Annotated in this window: 20 protein-coding genes; 14 read left to right on the plus strand and 6 right to left on the minus strand. The window is 37.7% G+C overall.

Annotation, left to right across the window (positions count from 1 at the left end; all coding sequences use genetic code 11):
• Positions 1-55: 55 nt before the first annotated feature.
• Positions 56-760: a response regulator transcription factor gene (locus MHI34_RS15315; protein ID WP_036120442.1), complete on the minus strand. Its 705-nt coding sequence runs from the start codon at positions 758-760 to the stop codon at positions 56-58.
• A gap of 9 nt (positions 761-769) precedes the next feature.
• Positions 770-3,457, minus strand: coding sequence for a sensor histidine kinase KdpD (locus tag MHI34_RS15320; protein WP_271910341.1), 2,688 nt, complete (start codon positions 3,455-3,457; stop codon positions 770-772).
• 368 nt (positions 3,458-3,825) lie between these two features.
• Here MHI34_RS15320 and kdpA point away from each other — a divergent pair, with 368 nt between their 5' ends.
• Genes kdpA through kdpC form a run of 3 tightly spaced genes read left to right on the plus strand, consistent with a single transcriptional unit; the run spans position 3,826 to position 8,256 of the window.
• Positions 3,826-5,520, plus strand: a complete 1,695-nt coding sequence (gene kdpA, locus MHI34_RS15325) for a potassium-transporting ATPase subunit KdpA (RefSeq protein WP_058844118.1) — start codon at positions 3,826-3,828, stop codon at positions 5,518-5,520.
• 15 nt (positions 5,521-5,535) lie between these two features.
• Positions 5,536-7,599, plus strand: a complete 2,064-nt coding sequence (gene kdpB, locus MHI34_RS15330) for a potassium-transporting ATPase subunit KdpB (RefSeq protein WP_271910339.1) — start codon at positions 5,536-5,538, stop codon at positions 7,597-7,599.
• 12 nt (positions 7,600-7,611) lie between these two features.
• A complete protein-coding gene (gene kdpC / locus MHI34_RS15335; RefSeq protein WP_036120429.1) occupies positions 7,612-8,256 on the plus strand; it encodes a K(+)-transporting ATPase subunit C in 645 nt (214 codons plus the stop codon).
• Between the two features lie 39 nt (positions 8,257-8,295).
• Here the strand turns inward: kdpC and MHI34_RS15340 are convergent, their stop codons facing one another.
• Complete coding sequence (locus tag MHI34_RS15340; RefSeq protein WP_342503605.1) at positions 8,296-9,351, minus strand: 2,3-butanediol dehydrogenase; 1,056 nt, start codon at positions 9,349-9,351, stop codon at positions 8,296-8,298.
• Between the two features lie 293 nt (positions 9,352-9,644).
• Between MHI34_RS15340 and MHI34_RS15345 the strand changes: the two genes are divergently transcribed.
• Together MHI34_RS15345 and MHI34_RS15350 are read left to right on the plus strand one after the other, a co-directional pair.
• A complete protein-coding gene (locus MHI34_RS15345; protein WP_036120423.1) occupies positions 9,645-10,946 on the plus strand; it encodes a DEAD/DEAH box helicase in 1,302 nt (433 codons plus the stop codon).
• 12 nt (positions 10,947-10,958) lie between these two features.
• The gene (locus MHI34_RS15350) at positions 10,959-11,852 is read left to right on the plus strand and encodes a deoxyribonuclease IV (RefSeq protein ID WP_141905082.1); all 894 of its coding nucleotides are present in this window, start codon (positions 10,959-10,961) and stop codon (positions 11,850-11,852) included.
• 65 nt (positions 11,853-11,917) lie between these two features.
• Here the strand turns inward: MHI34_RS15350 and MHI34_RS15355 are convergent, their stop codons facing one another.
• Positions 11,918-12,154 (minus strand): endonuclease IV, encoded by a 237-nt coding sequence (locus MHI34_RS15355; protein ID WP_036120418.1) that lies wholly within the window; start codon positions 12,152-12,154, stop codon positions 11,918-11,920.
• Positions 12,155-12,321: 167 nt separating this feature from the next.
• On the opposite strand from MHI34_RS15355, the gene MHI34_RS15360 reads away from it, so the two are divergent.
• The 3 genes from MHI34_RS15360 to MHI34_RS15370 are packed head-to-tail and all read left to right on the plus strand — an operon-like array spanning position 12,322 to position 14,371.
• A complete protein-coding gene (locus MHI34_RS15360) occupies positions 12,322-13,068 on the plus strand; it encodes an ABC transporter ATP-binding protein (protein ID WP_036120413.1) in 747 nt (248 codons plus the stop codon).
• Positions 13,069-13,082: 14 nt separating this feature from the next.
• Positions 13,083-13,946: a metal ABC transporter permease gene (locus MHI34_RS15365; protein WP_036120412.1), complete on the plus strand. Its 864-nt coding sequence runs from the start codon at positions 13,083-13,085 to the stop codon at positions 13,944-13,946.
• On the plus strand, positions 13,943-14,371 hold the full coding sequence (locus MHI34_RS15370) for a Fur family transcriptional regulator (protein WP_036120410.1): 429 nt from the start codon (positions 13,943-13,945) through the stop codon (positions 14,369-14,371). The genes MHI34_RS15365 and MHI34_RS15370 overlap by 4 nt, the downstream gene beginning before the upstream one ends.
• Positions 14,372-14,437: 66 nt before the next feature.
• Here the strand turns inward: MHI34_RS15370 and MHI34_RS15375 are convergent, their stop codons facing one another.
• A complete protein-coding gene (locus MHI34_RS15375; protein ID WP_036120408.1) occupies positions 14,438-14,797 on the minus strand; it encodes a hypothetical protein in 360 nt (119 codons plus the stop codon).
• 274 nt (positions 14,798-15,071) lie between these two features.
• Entirely contained in the window at positions 15,072-16,160 is a 1,089-nt protein-coding gene (gene serC / locus MHI34_RS15380) for a 3-phosphoserine/phosphohydroxythreonine transaminase (protein ID WP_342503606.1), read from the minus strand.
• Positions 16,161-16,575: 415 nt separating this feature from the next.
• Between serC and MHI34_RS15385 the strand changes: the two genes are divergently transcribed.
• From MHI34_RS15385 to MHI34_RS15410, 6 genes are all read left to right on the plus strand, one after another.
• Positions 16,576-17,112 (plus strand): hydrolase, encoded by a 537-nt coding sequence (locus MHI34_RS15385; protein WP_036120402.1) that lies wholly within the window; start codon positions 16,576-16,578, stop codon positions 17,110-17,112.
• 275 nt (positions 17,113-17,387) lie between these two features.
• Positions 17,388-18,446 (plus strand): hypothetical protein, encoded by a 1,059-nt coding sequence (locus tag MHI34_RS15390; RefSeq protein ID WP_342503607.1) that lies wholly within the window; start codon positions 17,388-17,390, stop codon positions 18,444-18,446.
• Positions 18,427-19,284: a diguanylate cyclase gene (locus tag MHI34_RS15395; protein WP_271910335.1), complete on the plus strand. Its 858-nt coding sequence runs from the start codon at positions 18,427-18,429 to the stop codon at positions 19,282-19,284. Before MHI34_RS15390 ends, MHI34_RS15395 begins: the two co-directional genes overlap by 20 nt.
• A complete protein-coding gene (locus MHI34_RS15400; protein WP_342503608.1) occupies positions 19,274-20,722 on the plus strand; it encodes a DUF2334 domain-containing protein in 1,449 nt (482 codons plus the stop codon). Before MHI34_RS15395 ends, MHI34_RS15400 begins: the two co-directional genes overlap by 11 nt.
• Positions 20,715-21,986 carry a glycosyltransferase family 2 protein gene (locus MHI34_RS15405; RefSeq protein WP_036120395.1) on the plus strand — a complete coding sequence of 424 codons (1,272 nt, stop codon included), beginning with the start codon at positions 20,715-20,717 and terminating at the stop codon, positions 21,984-21,986. Before MHI34_RS15400 ends, MHI34_RS15405 begins: the two co-directional genes overlap by 8 nt.
• On the plus strand, positions 21,986-24,028 hold the full coding sequence (locus MHI34_RS15410) for a cellulose biosynthesis cyclic di-GMP-binding regulatory protein BcsB (RefSeq protein WP_342503609.1): 2,043 nt from the start codon (positions 21,986-21,988) through the stop codon (positions 24,026-24,028). Before MHI34_RS15405 ends, MHI34_RS15410 begins: the two co-directional genes overlap by 1 nt.
• Positions 24,029-24,052 lie beyond the last annotated feature (24 nt).

The following is a 24,052-nucleotide window of genomic DNA, read 5'->3' on the forward strand; positions in this document are numbered from 1 at the left end:
TTCATCAATGAAAGAGCAGAAGTGCAAATAAACCTTCTGCTTCGATCTTCTTATTTTATTCATCTTCATGATAGCGAAGCATTCGATAGCCGACTCGCACATGTGTCTGTATAAGTTTAGGCTGTGCTGGGTCGGCTTCTATTTTTTTTCGAAGTGTTGCCATAAAAACTCGTAAACTTGGAATATCTGATTGAAGGGCATTATGCCAGATTTCTTTTAAAATAAAATTATGGGTTAGAACCTTTCCAACATGCTTGGATAAAACAACTAAAAGTTTATATTCAATAGGTGTGACATGTATTTCTTTTCCATTCACTAATACTGTTTGATTGACATAATTGATTTGAAGATAACCATTGGTAAATGTTGAACTTTCCTGTTCAGGTGGATGTTCATAGGCTGCTCTGCGCAATGCTACACGAATTCTTGCTAATAATTCTTCCACACTAAAGGGCTTCGTGACATAATCATCTGCACCTGCATCCAAAGCGTTAATTTTATCATATTCTTCCCCACGCGCACTGACGACAATAATGGGCGTTTGAGTCCAACTTCTAATTTTTGTAATAAGCTCTACACCATCCATGTCCGGTAGTCCTAAATCTAAAATATAAACATCGGGTTTCATGGTAATAGCTTTTTGAAGTGCACTGTTCCCATCTTGAGCAATGTCGAATTCATAATGCTGGGTAGATAATGTCATTTTAATTAAATTGGCAATGGCCACATCATCTTCTACTACTAGAATTCGTTTATTCATCAAATTTCTTTACTCCTTTTTCAGTGAAAAGTTAAAAATTGTTCCTTGCGGTTTATTATCTGAAACAGTTATGTGACTACCATGTAACTTTAAAATTGTTTGACACAGTGCTAAGCCTAGCCCCAGTCCTCGTCTACTATCACTGCGTTGGACCTTGCCAGTCGTAAACGGCTCAAATAAGCTACCTTTTAAGGAATCATCAATTCCTGGCCCATTATCCGAAATGCTGAAATTTACTAAACCATCACATTCCTTCACCGAGATAGTAATGTCACTGCCTGGAGGGGTGTAAGTCAATGCATTATCAATGATATTGACGAAAACCTGTATAATCAATCTAGCATCCATTAGGCTCAATAAAAATTCTGGTTCTATTTGATAGGATATTTTATGAGAATTGTTTTGGTGAACAACATGGGAAAGAGCCTCTTGAATAATATCTTCTACTAATTCCATTTGCATTTCTAAAGCAAATTGTCCATCCTCTAGCTTAGAAACAGCTAGTAAGTTTTCTACCATTTGGACAAGCCATTTTGAATTATTAAAAATATCCTCATATAATTTGTTTTTTTCACTATCAGGTATTAATGATGCATTATTCAGTAAGATATCCGCATTTCCAGAAATAGCAGTAAGCGGTGTTCGAAGGTCATGGGATATGGCCCGTAACAGGTTAGCTCGCATCTGCTCCATTTCAGCCTCTCGCGCTACTTCTTCATTGAGCTTCTGTAAATACCATTTATCCATTGCGAATGAAAAATCATTAATGATGGCGTGCAAAATATTGCGTTCAAATGCAGGTAGAGGCAATAATTTAGACAGTGCAATACCAATAACCCCCTTAACATGACTATTAGAAATAACAGGTATATAGTAAGCACTCACTTCAGGAAATATATCTGTTGATACACCAGCTACGTGCTTATTATTCGTCACCCAGCTCACGACGCCATGCTCGTTTGGATTATTGAAAAGTGTAGCTATTTTTTGATTTTCTATTGCAGATATTTTCTCCGTTCGGAAAAAAGTAGATTTCCCAATTACCTGATTGTCTATTTCAAAAAATTGCACAGGTTTTTCTACTAATTTGACAATTTGAGTCATACCTTCCGTAATAATTTCTTCGATAGACTTTGCGTGTTGCAGTCTCCGATTCGTTTCAAGGAGTACTTCCATTCGATAAGATTTCCGTATGGCTATAGTAGTTTGCGCCTTGATCTTTTTCGTTAAACTACTTGTAATTACACCAGAGAGAAACATGATAAAAAAAGTCATAGGATAGTCACGATGATACGCATCAAATGAAAACCGTGGCTCTGTAAACAAATAATTAAAAAGTAAAACAGCAACGATAGAGCTAATAATGCTCATTATCCATCCTGATGACCAAATAGCAAGAATGAGAACACCTAGAATATAAATGGTTATAATATTAGGCTCACTAATATCAATGGAATACAAATATAAGCCGACTATGGATATTACGCTAAATACGATAAACATTTTAAATAGATCAAGCCATTCAAATGCCAGTTTATTTTTGATACTAGGAAAGTAGAATTGTTCATTTTCTTGATCTGGCACTATGTGTATAGATAAATTCGGCACATATTCGTTAAGGCGATCACTAATTTTGGTGTTTGGCTGCCACCATTTTTTTCTCATACTTGTTCGACCGATGACAAGTTTAGTGACACCACTAACTTGAGCATAGTTGGCAAGGGCTGCGGCTACGTCATCTTCTTGAACAATGACAACATGACCGCCAAGCTGTTCAACAAGTTTGATGTGCTGTTGTAAGCGTTCTGAATCGGCGTGATTTCTTTCATGTGCCTGCATGTTTTGAACATAGAGAGCGGTAAATTTGCCATGTAAGGCTTGTGCAAGCCTTGCAGTAGTTCGAATCACTTTTGCATTTGTAGGAGAACTACTGATTCCTACAAGTAAGTGTTCTTCAATTTGTACATAATTTCTGACAGATTCGTTACTGTTTAATTGTTGATAGTTGATTGTATCGGCTGTTCGTCGTAATGCGATTTCCCGTAGTGATACTAAATTTTGTCTGCGGAAAAAAGAATGTAAAGCTTTCTCTGCCTGTTGCTTGACATATACCTTTCCATCTTGCAGACGTTGAATTAATTCGTCTGGTTCAATATCGACCACTTTTATTTGTGCAGCTTGATCAATTAAATAATCAGGAATACGTTCTCGCACTTTAATCTCAGTGATTTCTTCTACTAAATCATGAAGACTTTCAATATGCTGAATATTTACAGTTGTAAAAACATGTATCCCTTTAGCAAGTAGTTCTTCAACATCTCCAAAACGCTTCTTGTGCCGCATCGTTGGCACGTTAGAATGGGCCAATTCATCGATCAGGACAATTTCTGGTTGGCGCTGCAATACGGCATCTATATCCAATTCCTGAAATATTTTTCCCTTGTAGGTTATTATCTTTGTAGGAATTTGCTCAAGTCCTTCTAGTAATGCTAACGTTTCTGGACGAGGATGCGGCTCCACATAGCCAACCACTACATCTTTACCGAGTTTTTGTGCCTGATGTGCCGCATCTAACATGGCATAAGTTTTACCTACCCCTGCAGCATAGCCGAGAAAGATTTTTAATTTCCCTTTAGTTTGTTCCTCCTGTTGAAGCCTCGCAAGAAACATCTCTGGAGTTGGGCGTTTATCTTCCATCCTCTTTCACCTCATTTGTATTATAGCGTTAACTTCCATTAAGAAAGTGTAAAGATTTTGCTTCTTTATCCTTTCTTAATAGAAAAAAGGATTTCCTAACACTACATTAATTTGAAAGTCAGTATGATGAGAGCATCCTTAAGGAGAAGAGGTGTTACGATTGATGGATTTTTTTATGATGGGCTTACTAATCATAAGCTTTGCTTGTGTTTTGGCGTTAACAGTATGGTGCTACAAACTAGTGGAAGAGTAACGAGGAGGAAGTCAATTTGTGGATTTTTATGGGAGTAGTACTAGTATTTCTATTTGGTTATTTAGGGCATGCATTACTTTATCCAGAAAATGATTAAAGGCTGGGGGGACACACTATGTGGCAAATAGCCATTGTACTCATTATCTATCTACCGCTCGTTATTTTAACGGGTCATTATTTATATCGAGTAACATTACAACAAAAAACTTGGCTTGATCCTCTATTAGATAAAGTCGACGCAGCAATTTATAAAGTTTGCGGCATTAAACGACTTGATATGACGGGCAAAGAATATGTACTTTCATTAATTATTTCAAATGCCATGATGGTGTTTGTGGGATATATCATACTACGCATTCAAGCATTACTATTTTTAAATCCAAATAATATTGACAACATGGAAGCTACTCTTTCGTTTAACACAATTATTTCTTTTATAACGAATACAAATCTTCAACACTATAGTGGTGAATCTGGACTCAGCTATCTATCACAGATGCTAGTCATTACTTTTATGATGTTTACATCAGCAGCTACAGGTTATGCCGCTTGTATGGCTTTCTGTCGTAGATTAGTAGCTAAAACAGATACGATAGGGAATTTTTTTGTCGATTTTGTTCGTGTTATTACTCGTATTTTAATGCCTTTTTCCATTGTTGTGGCTCTTATTTTAGTATCTCAAGGATCACCTCAAACCTTCAATGGCAATCAAACAGTACAAACAATAGAGGGTAAATTGCAAGATATTGCACTTGGACCTATTGCTTCTCTTGAATCTATTAAACATATAGGGACAAATGGTGGTGGTTTTAACGGAGCCAATTCAACCACACCTTTTGAAAATCCGACCGTTCTTTCAAATATAGTAGAGATGTTATCTATGATGTTATTACCAGGGGCATGTGTCGTCGCTTTTAGTCTGATGGTTGCCTACAGAAAAGAGAAAACTATTTTTGGAAAACAGGGGTTAGCTATTTTTACGGCAATGAGTATATTGTTCCTCGTAGGATTAGTGACTGTGTACATTGCAGAGAAGGCTGGTAATCCATTCATTAGTGAACTCGGCATTACACAGGAGCTTGGGAGTATGGAAGGAAAAGAAATACGCTTTGGGGTAGCACAATCGGCATTATTTACGACTGTAACGACTGCATTTACTACAGGGTCTATTAACAATATGCATGATACTTTAACGCCACTTGGTGGTCTAGTACCTATGTTTAATATGATGCTCAATGTTGTGTTCGGAGGCAAAGGAGTTGGCCTGATGAACATGATGATGTATGTCCTGCTGACCATTTTCATTGCCTGTCTAATGATTGGTCGATCTCCACAGTTTTTAGGTAAAAAAATCGAAGAAAAAGAAATGAAATTAATTGCTCTTTGTATTCTAATTCATCCTGCTATTATTTTGCTCTTTTCAGCACTTGCGGTTGCAACACCATCTGGAATAGCTGGAATAACGAATCCAGGGGCACATGGATTATCACAAGTTCTATATGAATTTGCCTCTGCCTCTGCCAACAATGGCTCTGGCTTCGAAGGTTTAGCGGATAATTCAACCTTTTGGAATATAACAACAGGTTTTGCTATGTTCTTTGGTCGTTATGTAACTATAATTATTCAATTAGCTATCGCTTCTTTACTTGCTAATAAAGTAAGGCATAGCGATTCAGTAGGGACATTAAAAACGGATACGACAACTTTTACTTTTTTACTTGTGGCTGTCGTTTTGATGATTGGTGCGCTGACATTTTTACCAGCTTTAGCACTTGGTCCAATTACAGAGCACTTACAACTTTATTCTTAATGAGGAGAGACACATATGGAAACAGCAAGAAAAAGTTTTATGACTGGCGTCATACTAAAAAGAGCATTAATAGATGCTTTTAAGAAATTTAGCCCCATATATATGCTGAAGAATCCTGTTATGTTTGTTGTGGAGGTAGGATTTTTGTTCGTGTTACTATTAGTTCTTTTTCCAAATTTGTTTGGTAATGAGAGTGGAGAACATGCACGATTATATAATGGTATTGTAGCTATTATTCTATTTGTTACGATTCTATTTGCCAATTTTGCAGAGTCGATTGCAGAAGGAAGAGGGAAAGCACAGGTCCAAACATTAAAAAAAACAAAGACAGTGACACAGGCACGTGTTTTGCTAAATGATGGTTCTGAAATTTTTAAACTGGCACATGAATTAAAAAAAGGCGATATGGTGTTAGTTCAAGCTGGAGAGGTCATTCCCAATGATGGGGAGGTCATTGACGGAATTGCTACTGTAGATGAATCCGCAATTACAGGTGAATCTGCTCCTGTAGTGAAAGAACGGGGCGGAGATTTTTCGTCAGTTACGGGCGGGACGACGGTGACAAGTGATTGGTTGATAATCGAAATTACTTCCATGCCTGGTGAATCATTTCTAGATAAAATGATAACGCTTATTGAAGGAGCTAGTCGCAAGAAAACACCAAATGAAATAGCACTTAACACACTTCTTGTAAGTTTAACGATTATTTTTCTATTAGTTGTGGTGTCACTCTACCCAATGACAACTTATTTAAATGTGCCGATTTCTATCGCTACATTAATTGCCCTGACAGTTTGTCTAATTCCGACAACAATTGGTGGATTATTGTCGGCGATCGGAATTGCAGGAATGGATAGAGTAACACAATTTAATGTTATTGCGATGTCTGGTAGAGCGGTAGAGGCATGTGGAGATGTAGATACATTAATCCTAGATAAAACAGGAACGATCACGTATGGAAATCGCATGGCAGCTGAGTTTTTACCAGTAAAAGGGGTGGAAACTAAGGATTTAATTCGAGCTGCATGGCTAAGTTCTCTAACAGACGATACACCAGAGGGGAAATCTATTTTATCATTGGCCACCCAATTAGGGGTAAATACGGACAGTGAAGAAAACATGATTAAGTCAAGTGAGCATATTCCATTTACCGCACAGACACGAATGAGTGGTTTAGATACACTAGATGGCACTAAAGTTCGAAAGGGAGCCACTGATACGATAAAAAAAGAATGTATGAAAGCAGGTCATAGCATTCCTAGCAATTTGGATCAATTGGTTCAACAAGTGTCTTCTGTTGGTGGGACACCACTGTTAGTAGCGTTAAACGATAAAATTTTAGGGGTCATTTATTTAAAGGATGTCGTCAAGGCTGGACTGAAGGAACGCTTTGAACAACTTCGTGCAATGGGCATTAAAACGATTATGTGTACGGGTGATAATCCACTTACTGCAGCAGCAATCGCAAAGGAAGCGGGCGTAGATAGCTTTATTGCAGAAAGTAAGCCAGAAGATAAAATTCAAGTGATTAAAGACGAGCAGGCACAAGGTAAAGTTGTAGCGATGACGGGTGATGGTACGAATGATGCGCCAGCACTGGCACAGGCGAATGTAGGGCTTGCCATGAATTCAGGAACCAATGCAGCAAAGGAAGCTGCGAATATGGTTGATTTAGATTCAAATCCAACTAAAATTATTGAAGTTGTCGAAATTGGCAAGCAGTTGCTAATGACTCGCGGTGCTTTAACTACATTTAGTATTGCAAACGATATCGCAAAATATTTTGCTATTATTCCAGCTATGCTAATGGTTGCTGTACCTGAGATGAAAGCATTAAATATTATGAATCTCAATTCACCTACTAGTGCCATTATTTCTGCCTTAATTTTTAATGCGGTCATTATTCCATTGCTTATTCCAATCGCCATGAGAGGCGTTAAGTATAAGCCAATGAGTGCCGCGAAATTATTGAATAAAAATTTGCTTGTGTACGGTGTTGGCGGAATAATAGCCCCGTTTATTGGCATTAAAATCATTGATCTACTAGTAGGACCATTATTTCGTATAGTTGGATTATAGGGAGGAAGCTATATGCGAAAAATTTTTGATAGTTCTAAGCAGGCATTACTTATAACAATCGCCATGTTCATTATATGTGGTTTAATATACCCGATTGCCGTGACAGCTTTAGCCCAAGGGGTGTTTCATCAACAAGCAAATGGCAGTTTACTAGAAATGGACGGTCAAGCGGTTGGTTCTGAATTAATCGGTCAAAATTTTACTGCTCCAGAATATTTCTGGGGGCGTGTTTCATCTGTTAACTATAATGTTTATACGAAAGAGGATATGCTACCAGATGACAATGGCCAGGTGAACTACAGTGGTGTTAGCTCTGGTACATTTAACTATGCATCAACGAATCCAGAATTGAAGAAACGGATAGAGGCAGATATCGAGAAGTTTTTACTTGCAAATCCATCCGTACAACGACAAGATATACCTTCTGATTTAATGACTGCCTCAGGTTCAGGATTAGACCCACATATTAGTGTGAAGGCGGCACAAATACAAGTGGACCGAATTGCCCAAGCAAGTGGGCTTTCAAAGGAAGAAATTAATAAAATTATAGAGGCAAATATACAAAAACGTACATTAGGAGTATTTGGAGAAAATAAGGTGAACTTCCTTATGGCGAATCTGGAAATTAAGGGGAAAATGGATAAAGTTAAAGATTAAAAAACAGGTAGAGGAAGCCTCTCTACCTGTCTCTCTATATTAAGCTTGTGAATTTACAAGGATTTTAATATGATTTCGCTCTTTCATTAATGCCTCGAAGCCCTCTGTCACCACTTCATCAAGTACAATGCGTTTTGTGACAAGCTTGTCCGCAGGGAAGTAACCTTGTGTCATGAGCTCCATTACTGCTGGGAAAATATCACGGTACGCGATAATTCCTTTGACTGAACGCTCTGATAGAACAAGATTGTTTGGTTGAATAGATGCAGTAGACTCCCAAATAGATACGATGATTGTTTCGCCTTCAAAAGTTGTGGAATCAATGGCTTGTTGTAATACCACTGGAACACCTGTTACTTCAAAGGCAACGTCTACGCCGCCGTTTGTTAATTCATGTAGACGAGCTACTGCATCTTCGTCTTTAGGGTTAATTACGGCTGTTGCACCAAGTTCTAAAGCTTTTGCGGCACGCTCTGCTGAAAGCTCTACAGCATATATTTCTGCTGCGCCTGCTGCACGTAATGCTTCGATCACAAGAAGCCCGATTGGACCTGTTCCAAATACAGCCGCTTTGTCGCCAGCTTTCAATTTACTTTGACGTACTGCATGTAAGGCAACTGCTGCTGGCTCTACAAGTGCCCCTTGTTCATAAGAAAGACCTTCTGGCATTTTGTGAACCATTTTTTCATCTACCATTGTATATTCAGAGAATCCTCCGCCACCGCCTGATAAACCGTGGAAACCTAGGTGTTTACAAATATTGTATTTCCCCTTTTTACACGCTGCACATTCACCACATGCAAGGATCGGTTCAACAACGACAGGATCTCCCACTTTAACGGATGTTACACCATAGCCAATTTCTACGACTTCTCCTGAGAATTCATGTCCCATAACAATTGGTGCGATATCTTTACTTACATAGTGAGGTTGCTCCACTGGAATAAAGATTGGCCCAGCTGCGTATTCATGTAAATCACTACCACAAATGCCTGTCCAATGTACTTTAATCTTTACTTTTCCAGGTGTGATGACTGGTTCTTCAATGTTTTCTACACGGATGTCTTTTGCTTTATACCATCTTGCTGCTTTCATAATCTATCAACCTCCTATAATATCTTACAGCACCATCATAACATGTGGGAAATATGCTAATCATTAGTTCACTATAAATTGACATAAAAATTACATATTACTAGCGTTTTCGAACATTGTTACAGCGCTTTTTTGATTGCATATTCTGCGTATTTCAAGTACCTTTGATAAGGGCTTTGTTACGGTGATTATAAAACACTAAAATTATGTTTATGCTTGTAAGAAATAGGACGTAAATATACCTTAAAGTTCGAATCATGGTACAATGAGAAAGATGTTAGGAGGAACGAATGATGTCAAAATATACTGATTATAATTTTCAGCCATTTTTGCAGGACGCCATTGCAAAACTTGGCTTTACAGAACCGACACCAATTCAAAAAGAAATTATTCCACTTTTATTAAAAGGGAAGAGTGCCATTGGACAGGCACATACAGGAACAGGGAAAACACATAGTTTTTTAATTCCAATTGTTCAACGTATTGATGCAGAAAAACAGGAAGTACAGGCCGTTATTACTTCCCCTACACGAGAGCTGGCACAGCAAATTTTTGATGCTTTAAATCAATTAATAGAAGGAACTGCTATTCAAGCGAAACTATTTATTGGGGGTACGGACAAACAACGCTCCATTGATAAATTAAAAACACAACCTCAAATTGTTGTTGGAACACCTGGACGTATTCGTGATCTTGTTTCAGCACAAGCGTTATTTGTGCATACGGCACCAATGTTAGTTGTCGATGAAGCAGATTTAGCTTTCGATATGGGCTTCATAGAAGAGATTGATGGATTTGCTTCACAGATGCCAGAAAAGCTTGAAATGTATGTTTTTTCTGCAACGATTCCAGAAAAACTTCAGCCATTTTTAAAGAAATATATGGAAGCTCCAGTGCACATCCATATGAATGATAAACGACCAGTGGCAGAAGGTATCGATTTTGTACTTGTGCCAGTGCGCTCAAAATCTCGTAACAAACGTTTATTAGAAGTCATTGAAGGTATCAATCCGTTTTTAGCCGTTATTTTTACTAACACACGTAAAACGGCAGAGCATGTTGCTGGTTATTTAAATGAGCATGGCATCCGTTGTGGCCAAATTCATGGTGATTTAAGTCCACGTGATCGTAAAAAGATGATGAAGCAAATTCGTGAACTCGACTATCAATACATTGTTGCTACTGATTTAGCGGCACGTGGTATTGATATTCAAGGAATTTCTCATGTTATTAACTATGAAATTCCAGAGGACTTGGAATTCTTCATTCACCGAGTTGGACGTACAGCACGTGCAGGCAATAAAGGAACAGCCATTACTTTATTTGAACCGTCTGATGAGGATGCAGTAGTTCGTGTCGAAAAAATGGGCATTCCATTTGTGCAAAAAGACGTAAAAGATGGCGAATGGTCTGAGTTAAAAGAACGTCACGCACGTAAAAATCGCGTGAAGCAAGAGAATGAAATCGATGTGAAAGCGAAAGCGTTAGTGCGTAAGCCTAAAAAAGTTAAACCTGGCTATAAACGTAATATGAAATGGGAAATGGAAAAAATAAAAAAACGTGAACGTCGCTTAAAAGCACGAGGTAAAAAATAAGGGGGCTTTTACATGTTACTTGGCTCACATGTTTCGATGAGTGGGAAAGAAATGCTGCTTGGCTCTAGTAAAGAGGCACTATCTTACGGTGCTAATACATTTATGATTTATACAGGAGCTCCGCAAAATACGCGTCGTAAAGCCATTGCGGATTTAAACATTATGAATGGTCTCCTGCATATGAAAGAGCACGGCATGACGAATATTGTTGTGCATGCACCTTATATTATTAATATCGGCAACACAGAAAAACCAGAAACATTCCGTCTTGGGGTTGATTTTCTACAATCTGAAATTGAACGTACAGCAGCACTGGAAGCAACGCAAATTGTTTTGCATCCTGGTGCTCACGTCGGTGCTGGTGCTGACGCTGGGATTGCGAAAATTATTGAAGGCTTAAATGAGGTATTAACACAAGACTATCCCGTTCAAATTGCTTTAGAAACAATGGCAGGGAAAGGGACAGAATGTGGACGCTCCTTTGAAGAGCTTGCGAAAATTATAGATGGCGTCACTCATAACGAACGTCTTTCTGTCTGCTTTGATACTTGTCATACACATGATGCTGGCTATAATATTGTGGAAGATTTTGATGGTGTATTAAACGAATTTGATAAAATTATCGGTGTGGATCGCATTAAAGTCTTGCATATTAATGATTCCAAAAATGTGCGAGGTGCTGGTAAAGACCGTCACGAAAATATTGGCTTTGGTCATATTGGCTTTGATGCCCTAAACTATGTGGTGCACCATCCGCAATTGATGAATGTTCCTAAAATTTTAGAAACACCATTTGTGCCACTAAATAGTGATGCAAAATCTAAGGTAGCTCCGTATAAAGTTGAAATTGAAATGCTACGAAGTGGTACATTTAAGCCTGAGCATATTGAAGCGTTAAAAGGCTAATACCCGATATGGAGCAAGATAAAGAAGCCCGAAATCAGTATAGTACACTGATTTCGGGCTTCTTTTTACTTTGTAAACAATGCGATGAGTTGACGAGAGCGCTTTCTTCCTAAAACCGCCTCAACTTCTACTAAAATGTCCTTTGGAATGCCTAAAAAAAGCCAAGAAAATGAGAATTGCTCCAAATAAGGTCGAAGTTTTTTGACTTCCGAAGTCGTAATGTTAAAGCCCTCTTCACGAGCAATCGCGACAATTTCCTTATCTGTGCTTTGTGACAATTGCTGTAAAAATTGAATACTCAAAGTCAATCCTCCTTTATCGCGTTTTATTTTCATGACATCATGTACACACGCGCAATCAGCCCATTCGAAAAAGCATCTGTCTTCTTTTCTTTACAAAAACTGCACTTTCCTTTATACTTACAATTTGTAAATCGTAATGATTTTGAATTAGAAAGAAGCGATCATGCATGAAAACAACACTTATTGATATTGAAAATGTGTCATTTCAATATGACTATACACACGTTTTAAAAAACATCTCTTTTCGTGTAGAAGAGGGTGATTTTTTAGCACTTCTCGGTCCGAATGGTTCTGGGAAATCAACGCTATTAAAAATCATTTTAGGTTTATTAAAGCCTTTGTCTGGAGAAATAAAATTATTTGGTGAACCAAGTGCAACCTTCAAGCATCGTGAATGGATTGGCTATGTTTCTCAAAAATCTAATGCCTTTAATTCCGGATTCCCAGCAACTGTGCAAGAGGTCGTGAAAAGTGGATTAACGAAAAAAATAGGGCTCTTTAAAAGACCAGGGCGAGATGCTAAAGGGAAAGTTCAAGCAGCTTTAAAAGCAGTTGGCATGGATGCTTTTATGCATCGTAACATTGGCGAGCTATCTGGTGGACAACAACAACGCGTCTTTATTGCAAGAGCTTTAGTTAGTGATCCAAAACTACTCATTTTAGATGAGCCAACTGTCGGCATTGATCATGAGAATGTGCAGTCATTTTATGATATGCTGGCGAAATTGAATCGGGAACAAGGAATTACCATGATTCTTGTCACACACGATGTCGATACGGTATCGAATCGCATTAGCCATGTGGCATGTTTAAATCAAACCATTCACTTCCACGGCTATAAAAATGACTTTGATAATATCTCCCAGGATGCGCTAGACGCTTGGTATGGTCATTCCGTGAGAAAGATTCATTAGAAGGAGTAGGCACCATGATTGAAGCAATTTTAAACTATGAATTTTTACAAAATGCCTTTTTCTCTGGATTATTAATTGGCATTCTTGCTCCATTATTAGGTGTGTTTATTGTTGTACGAAGGTTATCCTTAATTGCGGACGCTTTGTCACATGTAACACTTGCAGGAATTGCGGGGAGCTTATATATCAGTCAATCTGTAACAGCCTTAGCCATGCTCAATCCTATTTATCTAGGAATACTAGCCTCTGTTAGTGGCTCTATTTTAATTGAGCGTCTAAGACGTTTGTATAAACACTATGAGGAGTTGGCCATTCCCATCATTATGTCAGGTGGTATCGGCATAAGTGCCATCTTCATCTCACTGGCTAGTGGCTTTAGCACAGATTTAATGAGCTATTTATTTGGCTCGGTATCTGCAGTGTCACGCCAAGACTTATGGGTTGTAATCGGAATTGCAGCTGTTGTCATTGTCTTTTTGTTTTTATTTTTTAAAGAATTATTTGTTTTATCTTTCGATGAGGAATATGCAAAAGCTAGTGGACTGCCGGCACGTTGGGTTCATCTTTTATTTATGATTGTGACAGCACTTGTCATTGCAGCAAGTATGCGCATAGTAGGGATTTTACTTGTGTCATCATTAATGACGTTACCTGTTGCAGCTGCAATGCGCTTGGCAAAAGGCTTTAAGCAAACGATCATCTATGCTATCCTCTTTGGAGAAACGGCTGTCTTAATTGGTCTAATTAGTGCCTTTTATATGGATTTAGCGCCGGGTGGTACGATTGTTGTCACTTCGATTTTGATTTTGTTACTGGTAATCCTAGGAAAAAAAGTAGCGTTTAAAATGGCTGCAAAGCAGGGGGAGGTAGCGCAATGAATGTTTCAAGAGCGTGGGAAATATTAAAAGAAAATGGCTATAAAAAAACAGATAAACGGGAGTTACTATTAGATATGTTTGCTGCAACAGATAAATATCTGACAGCCCGTGACTTATTGGACGTTTTAAAAAAAGATTTTCCAGGAATGAGTTTTGATACTATTTATCGCAACCTTGCTACTTTTGTGAAGCTGGGGATTTTAGAAGAAACGGAGCTATCAGGAGAACGTAACTTCCGTATGCACTGTGAATCTGCCCATCATCACCATCATTTCATCTGTATGGACTGTGGCAACGTCAAAGAGCTGAATCTTTGCCCAATGGAAATGCTAGGAGAAAAATTGCCTGACTATGAAATTGAAAATCATAAGTTCGAAATATATGGCAAATGTCCAGATTGTAAGCATGAAACGCTGTCAAATTAAAAGACGACAGCGTTTTTTCTATGTAGAAAGAGGGTAGTACCTATATAGGGCTACCCTCTTAACTTATTAAGCTACTGCTACTCTACGGATCGCAACAATTTTATTACAATCTACAATTAAAGGAGAAGCAGGTGCTGCACCTGGCTCAAGGAAGTATGCACAGCAAGTTCGTGGATCGAAGGAAATGAAAGTCACACCTAAGAAGCTAATACCTCCAGATAAGAAGATATCTAGTGTAGTAGCAAGCTCTAATTTTCTTAATTGTTGACAAATACAACTTCTACAGTTGCTGCTCATTCTTGGTGTACATTTTTCCTCTTTTTGACAAGGACATTTCTCAACTTTACGTTGACAGCATTTTTCAACCTTTTTAGGACATTTACAGCCTTGCCAGTTCATCTGTGTCGTATATCGTTTATCTTCCATCGTCTAGACCTCCCTTCCTCTAGTTTCGTAAGGGTAACCCTTACACTAATAATCTATGTTTGGTGCATAACTAGAGGCTGGCGATATGTCCGATAGGCAGCTTAAAAATCTATATTTTTCTCAAAATCTTTTGCATTGTGTAAAGCCCTAAGCTGAAAAATTGCTATAAATATCTAATTCAAATGATTTGTAGGGGGATAGATTTGCATGATTTTTTTAAACAAAAAACGACGAGTCATTACAGAAACGTAATTCGTCGTCGTTTAGTATAAGTCTATTGATGTTTTTGTTGGAACGCTACCATGAAATCTCGTAAAGCCTCACAAGCCTCAAGAGGCACTGCATTGTAAGTGGAAGCACGACAGCCACCTACAGATCGATGCCCGTTTAGCCCTACAAAGCCTGCTGCCTTCGCCTCTGCAAGGAATTGCTTTTCAAGCTCCTCATCTGCAACACGGAATGTAATGTTCATTAAAGAACGGCTATCTGAAGCCGCATGACCTTTGTAGAAGCCATTACTATTGTCAATGGCATCATAAATCACTTTGGCCTTTAATTCATTGTGTTTTTCAATTGCAGCTACGCCACCTTTAGCTTCTACCCACTTTAACACCTCTCCTAGCATATAGATACCAAATGTCGGTGGTGTATTATACAGTGAATTACTATCAGCGTGTGTTGTGTATTTCAGCATTGTTGGGATATTTTTATTGGCTTTCTCAAGCAGATCTTTGCGAATAATGACGACCGTTACCCCTGATGGACCAAGGTTTTTTTGAGCGCCTGCATAGATGATTCCGAATTTTTCAATATCCACTGGTTTTGACAGAATATCACTAGACATATCGGCAATTAATGGAACATTTCCTGTGTCAGGATAATTTCTCCATTGTGTACCGTAGATCGTATTATTTGATGTGATGTGTACATAGGCATCATCTTCATTGAATTGAATGTCTGCTAAAGCAGGAATATTGCGGTATTGGTTTTCTTTTGTGCTTGCAGCTTCAATAGGTGTACCAAACAATTTCGCTTCCTTAAAAGCTTTTTCAGACCATGAGCCTGATAATACATAGCTAGCTTTTTGCTCAGTTGTTAAGAAGTTCATAGGAATCATTGTAAATTGAAGACTTGCGCCACCTTGTAAAAATAGCACCTCATAGTTTTCTGGAATGGCATAAAGTTTTTTTAATAAAGCAATGGCTTCGTTATGTACTTCGTCGAAAATAGCACTACGGTGACTCATTTCCATAATGGACATACCTGAATCACGGAAGTTTACTAATTGCTCTTGAGCTTTTTCTAATACTTCTTGTGGTAGTGCAGATGGACCTGCGTTGAAATTGTATGCACGTTGTGTCAAAGTGGTACACTCCTTGTTTGGTTAATAACAGAACTTTACTGGATTATACCCCAATTTTCAAGAGAAAAAATAAAATTCTTAATATTTGAGCAGAATAGCGACAGACTCGCAACAAAATGGTCACATTTAAGTCTGTTTTGAAGGTTAAATACGAATGAAAAGAAGTTTTGGTCAAATAAATAAGTTGTATATTTCGTGATTTATACATATTGCTGTGATTTAATTCGTGCAATGTTCGTTTTTGAAGATATAGGAATTATTCTACCATTATAGATAAAATGTATAAGAAGCACCAAAACAAGCAAAATCGATTGCAGTACTCTCTATTTTTGAAGAAAGGGACTTCTTACTTTACGACAGGTAAAGCAAGATTTTGTATAATCATAAGAGAGAATAGGAAAAAGAGGTGTTCAAAATGTTTACAGTAGAGAAAGCTTGTTTAGTGGTTGTGGACGTACAAGGAAAGTTAGCGACAATTGTGGATGACAGTGAAGCGATGATTGACAATGTAGCAAAGTTGGTACAAGCCATGCAAGCACTTGAAGTACCTATTTTATGGCTCGAACAAAATCCAAGTCGTTTAGGTGGAACAGCACTGGATATAGCCCAGCATTTACAAGGGCAACCCATTGCTAAAATGGCTTTTAGTGCTTGCCAGGAAGAGGCATTTGTGGAGGCGATGAAGGAAAGCGGACGTTCACAATTTATTGTCACGGGTATCGAAACACATATATGTGTGTACCAAACGGCGAGACAATTGAAGGAACAAGGATTTGAAGTGGAAGTTGTGGTAGATGCTGTGTCTTCTCGAACAAAGGCAAATAAAGAAATCGGGCTAACTAAGATGAATGCACTTGGTATTTATCCAACGAGCACAGAGATGATTTTATACGAGCTGTTACAACGTGCAGACCATGAACATTTTAAAACAATTTTACAGTTAGTGAAGTAAAAGGAAGTTAAAATTGAAACAATTGGTCTGGAACATGCAATCTTTGTAATAATAATTTTTGCTTTTAATAATAATGTACAAAAATATAATGATTTTATATAAATATGGTAGGTGTTCGATGGGTCTATAGACCTTTTTCGGACATCTTTTTTTATGGAAACAGATACGCGTAGGACACTACTCTTATAAAAGCTTCGCCATTCTAATTATTGTATACTATAATAAAAAGGCGGGATTTCATTATAGGGAAATAACGATTAATGAGGATGATGACAATGCGTAAAAATAATAAATGGTTGCTGTTTATAGGTAGTGTTGTTCTTTTTTTGATTAGTTGTACGGTGAAAGAAGTGACTGTTCAAAAAGAACCTCTTTCACCAACGGAACAGTTTGTTATTCAAGATTTACTGAATGATAAAGGGTTGTTAAGCACAGATTTAACAAACCAAAAGGATTTATTTTTATCAGAATCAGTAGGGTTATGGCTTGCGTACCTATTAGAAAAAGACGATCAAGCTCGTTTCAATGACCAGGTGAATGTCATGAAATCCTATTTTTTAACAAATGATATGATTGTCTGGAGAATAGAGGGCTCAAAAAAAGCTACGGTAAACGCCCTGATTGATGATTTACGAATCATTCGTGTTTTACTGGAAGCAGGTGAAAAATGGCATGATTCGTCTTACATACAATTGGGTAAAAACATGGGAGATCAGTTAGTTCAATATGGGATGAATCAAAATCTATTTGTCGATTATGTGGATGTTTATACTCATGATAAAGCCCAGACACTAACAATTAGCTATATTATGCCTTCTGCTTTCAAAGAAATGGAAAAATATGATGTGTTATCACAACAACAAGTTCAGCATCAGTTAGCAATTTTGCAAAATGCGCCACTCACTGAGGCAGGGTTTTTTCCAAAATATTATGATATTCCTTCTAAGAGCTATGTGTTTGATGAGGAACTACACATGATTGATCAATTGTATACGGCTTATCATCTGGCTTCAATGAATGGAGATACAGCCGCATTTAAAAACTGGCTGTTAAACCTTCTAAAAAGAGACGATAAATTGTATGGTCGATACAATGCACAAACAAACGAATCAACAGTTAGCTATGAATCACCAGCCGTTTATGCAATGGCAGCTCGTTATATGATTGCCTTAAACGAGAAGCAATTAGCACAACAGTTCATCGAAAAAATGTCAGCTTTGAAAGACCCTACAACAGGCTATGTTGATAAAAAAACGCAGTCAACGCATAGTTTTGATAATTTACTACCACTATTAGCAGAAAGGGAGGTAGAAAATGCGTACAACAATGACTAAAAATAGAGCGATTTTGGTATATGGGACCATTCTTATTTTACTCTTGCAAATACCTGCTTATTTTTTATTGCGACAGGATGTTGAAGGCTTATTACTATACATGTTTTTAATGCTCTTACTTGTTCTCACCCTTTGGAGAGGGACGGTATTTGGGCTTATCAGTAGCCTTGTCTTTATTTTTATTACAGGATCAACACTTCTCTATACAGGAATATCTGGATCCATGACATTTTTAAATTCTACCTTCTCTATGCAGATATTTTTCATATATGGCATCATATTGCTGCTACTCATTCTTTGTGCTGGTAAGATGCATGAATTAATGAAAGAACAGGAAAACTATTTAAAAAAGTTGCAAGAAGATGTTAGAAAATATGTAGCGATTGATGTTGAAACTGGATTTGATAATGAGGCACGTATGTATATTAGTGTCAATGAGGAAATGCGACGAGCGGATCGACATAAGCATACCTTTGTTTTTATGGTGTTGAAGATTGAAAATTATCGCAAGTTCCAACAACTTTATGGAGCGAAAGAAGTCCAACATTTATGGCAACAGCTCTCTCAAAGGATTCAACAAACTGTTAGGCAGACAGATAAAAAATTTCGATTTCGTGAAGACCATATCGGCTTACTGCTAATTGATACGACGGATGAGCATATGGAAGTTATTTATGACAAATTGGACCAGGCTTTAAAAAATCACCAATTGTTAAATGAAAAATGGGTGACGCTCCGTTATAAAACAAGCTTTTTTACCTATCATCCACTGAAGGAATCAACATTTGATGAATTACTAGAAGAACTGGAAAGAGAGATGAAAACAAGTGCGCTCTAACTATCGTTTATGGTTCGCCATTGGCATGCTTTGTTTTTATACTTTCATCAACCAAGAGTTGGTCTTTGCAGCCGATTCTGATAAGGACGTAGCTTTGATCTATGTCACAAGTAACCAACAGCCAAATGAGGATGTAATCGCATTGCAAGCCATATTGCAGAGTTACACATCAGTAGATGTTGTTTCGATAGAAGATATCAACAAACAAAAGCTGCAACCATACAAACGCGTCGTTGTAATGAACGCCTACCCAACAAAACTTCCTCCACAAGCACTGTCTGCACTGAATCAATTCAAAGGGTTCGTACTGTTGATAGGTGACAATGCGCTTCAATTTGCACCCTTTTCCAAATGGCAGGAAGGTCCAGTAGTGGAACTTAGAGCGATAGGAGAAGAAAGTTTACACAGCCCTGTGCGGTGGAACAGTTTACTACCAACCGATGATTCAAAAATAATCCAGAGGGCTTTATCAGTAAACCAATCCTATCCTTTTATCATCAGCAAGGACAAATGGTCATTTATTGGAGAATTCATCAATAAAGATACATGGTCCTATCAATGGCCTGCTATCATAGGCGAGCTTTTACAATTACCCAAGCCACAGGTACATCCTGGCTATATCGTGTTAACAGATATTAATATGAAAACAGATGTGCAAAAGTTAAAAGAGGTAGTGACGGGATTTTCTGAAAAAAAAATACCCATTGCTCTTGAAGTCACACCCATTTTCATGGATGAGCATGAAAAAAAATCCTATCACTTGCACGACAATAAAAAATTATTAAGTTATTTGCAACAATTGCAAAAGGAAAATTATCCATTTATTCTTTCATCATCCACTACTATTCCAACTGAAAGAAGTCTTGATTATTTAGTACTTCGTAAAATTTATCCTACAGTCATCAATGGTGATAGCCCCTTATTTAAAGGGAGTATACAACAAGGAAATCAACAACTATATCTATCGAAAAGTGACAATCGCATCATTTACCCGATGACGGTTGGGTCTATTGCCAATACGGATAATCTTCCTCTATATCCTGTCCAACAGGAAATAGATCGATTATTAAAAGTGCCTAGCTCCATCATTGGTATTCAATATCCAGCCTATTTAAATGCTTCCTACGTAGAGGGTCTTGTAGCTTATTTAAGGGAACATCCACAAATCGAATTTTTCGATTTCCGTCATACGAAACAGCAAGTAACGTCAGAGAACGTTTCGATCGTGCAGGATGAAAAGGGTAAACAAACCATTCACTTATCGTTTTCGAAATTAGAACGATTAAAAATTTCATTTGATGAACGACCATTTGAGTTAATATTATGGGCGCTCGTTTTCATTGTTTCCCTGTTTGTTACATTATTTTTTATAAGTACCTTACGTTTACGTATCACATTACGTAAGAGATTATTTGAGGAGAGGAAAACAAATGGCTAATACATTATTTTTTATTTCACTTTTCCTCATTTGGATCATGTTACTCTATCATATGTTTTTAATGGAGGGTGGTTATTTACACTTTCGTACATTTGAAAAACCGATTGATGAATGGGCTAAAAAAATGGACAAAGTTCCTTCTGTTAGTGTCTTTATCCCTGCTCACAATGAAGCGCTCGTGATCGACCAGACACTAAGGGCCATGTCTCGTTTATATTATCCTAAAGATCAACTAGAGGTGATTGTCATTAATGATAATTCCTCTGATGAAACAGGTGCGATTGCAGAGCAATACGCTAAGAAATTTCCATTTATTCGTGTGATTGAAACAGTAGAGCCGAACAAGGGGAAAGGGAAATCCTCTGCGTTAAATTCGGCACTTGCTGATTCAACAGGCGATATCGTAGTGGTCTATGATGCTGATAATACTCCTGAACGGATGGCAGTTTGGTATTTAGTGATGGGATTAATAAATGATCCGAAAGCAGCTGCTACTGTAGGGAAGTTTCGTGTTATCAACGCAGCGGAAACGTGGTTGACACGCTTTATTAATATTGAAACGATATGTTTCCAATGGATGGCTCAGGGAGGGCGTTGGAAATGGTTTAAGGTGGCTACCATACCTGGCACTAATTTTGCTATCCGGCGCACTGTTTTAGAGCAATTAGGTGGTTGGGATGTAAAAGCATTAGCAGAAGATACAGAGCTGACCATTCGTGTTTATAATTTAGGCTACCACATTCGCTTTTTCCCAAAGGCTATTACATGGGAGCAAGAGCCAGAAACATTAAAAGTATGGTGGAAGCAACGCACAAGGTGGGCAAGGGGCAATCAATATGTAGTGCTAAAGTTCTTGAGTCAATTTTTTACCTTAAAAAGAAAAAGTATTATGTTTGATTTATTTTACTTCTTCTTTACGTATTTCTTATTTTTCTTTGGCGTTATATTATCCAATACTTTGTTTATCATTAATTTATTTTATGATATTGGTTTGACCGTTGGCGATATTGCCCTTGTTTTATGGGTATTAGCCTTTTTACTTTTCCTAGGTGAAGTTATGATTACTTTAAGTATTGAAAAAACAGAAATGAATCGAAAAAATTTCTTCTATGTCATACTTATGTATTTTACCTATTCGCAAATGTGGATCGTGCTAGTCGTTTGGTCATTACTATTAGAAATAAAACGCATGTTTACAGGGCAGGAAGTTCAATGGTATAAAACAGAGCGTTTTTCCAAGCAATCAGATAAAGGAGCAGAATAATGAGAACCAAATTCTTCTATTCATTGTTATTTTGTATTGGTTTTTTATGTTTTGCTAACGATGCAGTTGCGGCAACCATTACCGTGGATGACAACATAATTGCAATAGAGGGCAATCAACAGCAGAAAAAGCCGTTATTAGCACAGCCAATCGAATTACAGGGGCCTTCTTCGTCCAGAGATTTTTACTACAATTTAACTGAGGATGTTCCCTCAAATAATCAACAAGTGACATTTCAAATTCAGCATTCAGAACTACTGATAGCACCGTCCTCCTTCACGGTGAAAGTGGATGATGTAGCACTTAAAACAGTGCCATTGAGAGCCGATTTATTAAAACAAACTGTTACGGTCAATCTTCCAAAAGAAGCACTGTTACAAGGCTCACATAAAATAACAGCTAGTTTTTATGGCATTCTGAAAGAAGGAATTTGCGTCGCTCCAGGCAATGCAGGGAATTGGTTACGCATCGAAATATTATCATCTATTTCAGCATTCAGCGAGGAAAGTCAGGCAGGGTCCTTAACAAGTTATCCTGCTGCATTTTTAGGTTATGAGGGCTATGTCACGACGGTTGTTTTACCGAAGCAGGCCTCTGAAGCCACATTAAACAGTGGCTATCAGCTTGCTGCTTTTTTATCCGAACATGGTGATATAGATGTACAGATTAAACGAGAAGATGCTGTTAGTAAAGCGTCAGGTCCAATCATTATCGTCGGGGCGAAAACCGAATTTAGTACAAGCCTATTGAAAAAAATAGTAAACAACATAAGTGTTACGGATGATGCAATGACACTGACAATGCAGGAACTTTTGAATACAGACTCTAATCGAAAAGTTCAACTTTTAGTGGTAACCTCTTCGAATGCTCAAGCGATACAGGATCGACTATCATTTTTAACCGAAGCAAGACTATTCGAGCAATTAATCGGTAATACAGTAGCGATTAAAGATGTACCGACAGTGGAACAGACATCCGACACAACGATTTCATTCCAGCAATTTGGCTTTGAGGACCGACTTTTATCTAGTCAAGTCACAATGACACCTCATTATTATGTTTCCTTGCCGCAACTAGAGGCAAATAAAGAAGCGACGATGCGATTGATCTTAAAAAAATCTGCTACTATACCGAGCAGTAAAGAGGACGAGGATCGAAAATTAGAATTGATTGCTTATATTAATAATGTGCCACATGCTGTAGATTTACGAAAATTAGAACAAACAACATCAGATATGTACGAGGCGATCATACCGATCCAAACCAACGTGCTTAACAAGCAATCGATGACAGATCTTCAATTTGAGGTAACGGGCTTCCAACTTGAAGATCCGTGTGAAACAACTAATGAGCGATATTGGCTGTATATTGATAGTGACAGCACATTATCCATAGTAAAAGATACAGCAGAGCCAACCTTTACATTACGTGATTTCCCCAATGCCTTTCATGAAAATACGTTAATGGTCATCCCTAGTAACGAAAATATGGATGATACAAAAATGGTGTCGCTTTATAAAGCATTAATGATGAATGGAAAAATGGCGCAAATCACACTGATGAAGGACAAAAATGTCACAAAGGAAAAGTTACAAAAGCATGCAGTTATTTTTACGGGAGATATGGAGCATCTGACATGGCTGTCACAACATGCTACCACGATTCCGCATACAACTGAGCAGTTCATCAAACAAGGATTTTTACCTGAGGCTATTGGTCAATATGCATTTATAACAAAAAATTTCTGGCAGGTTAATGAGCCTTTACTATGGATTCATTCATTTGGAGATACTCCCATAACGGGAGACTTTTATAGCCATTTAAAAGAGACGGATTCACAGATAGCTGCTGCGATTGAAACAAAAGAAGGACAATTTGTAGTGGCAGTGAATCAGCATGCTAATAACGGCGTTATAAACGTAGATAAAAAAGGTGAGATCTCCTATGTCTTAATTGCGGAATTTGTGGGGCTGATTATTGTCATCGCAGTAATTCTATATATCATTCTTCGCAAAAGGAAGAAAAATCAATTGAAAAAATAAAAGCAAAGTCGCGTGCGACTTTGC

The sequence above is a fragment of the Lysinibacillus sp. FSL L8-0126 genome, from assembly GCF_038630385.1.
Classification (GTDB): Bacteria; Bacillota; Bacilli; order Bacillales_A; family Planococcaceae; genus Lysinibacillus; species Lysinibacillus fusiformis_D.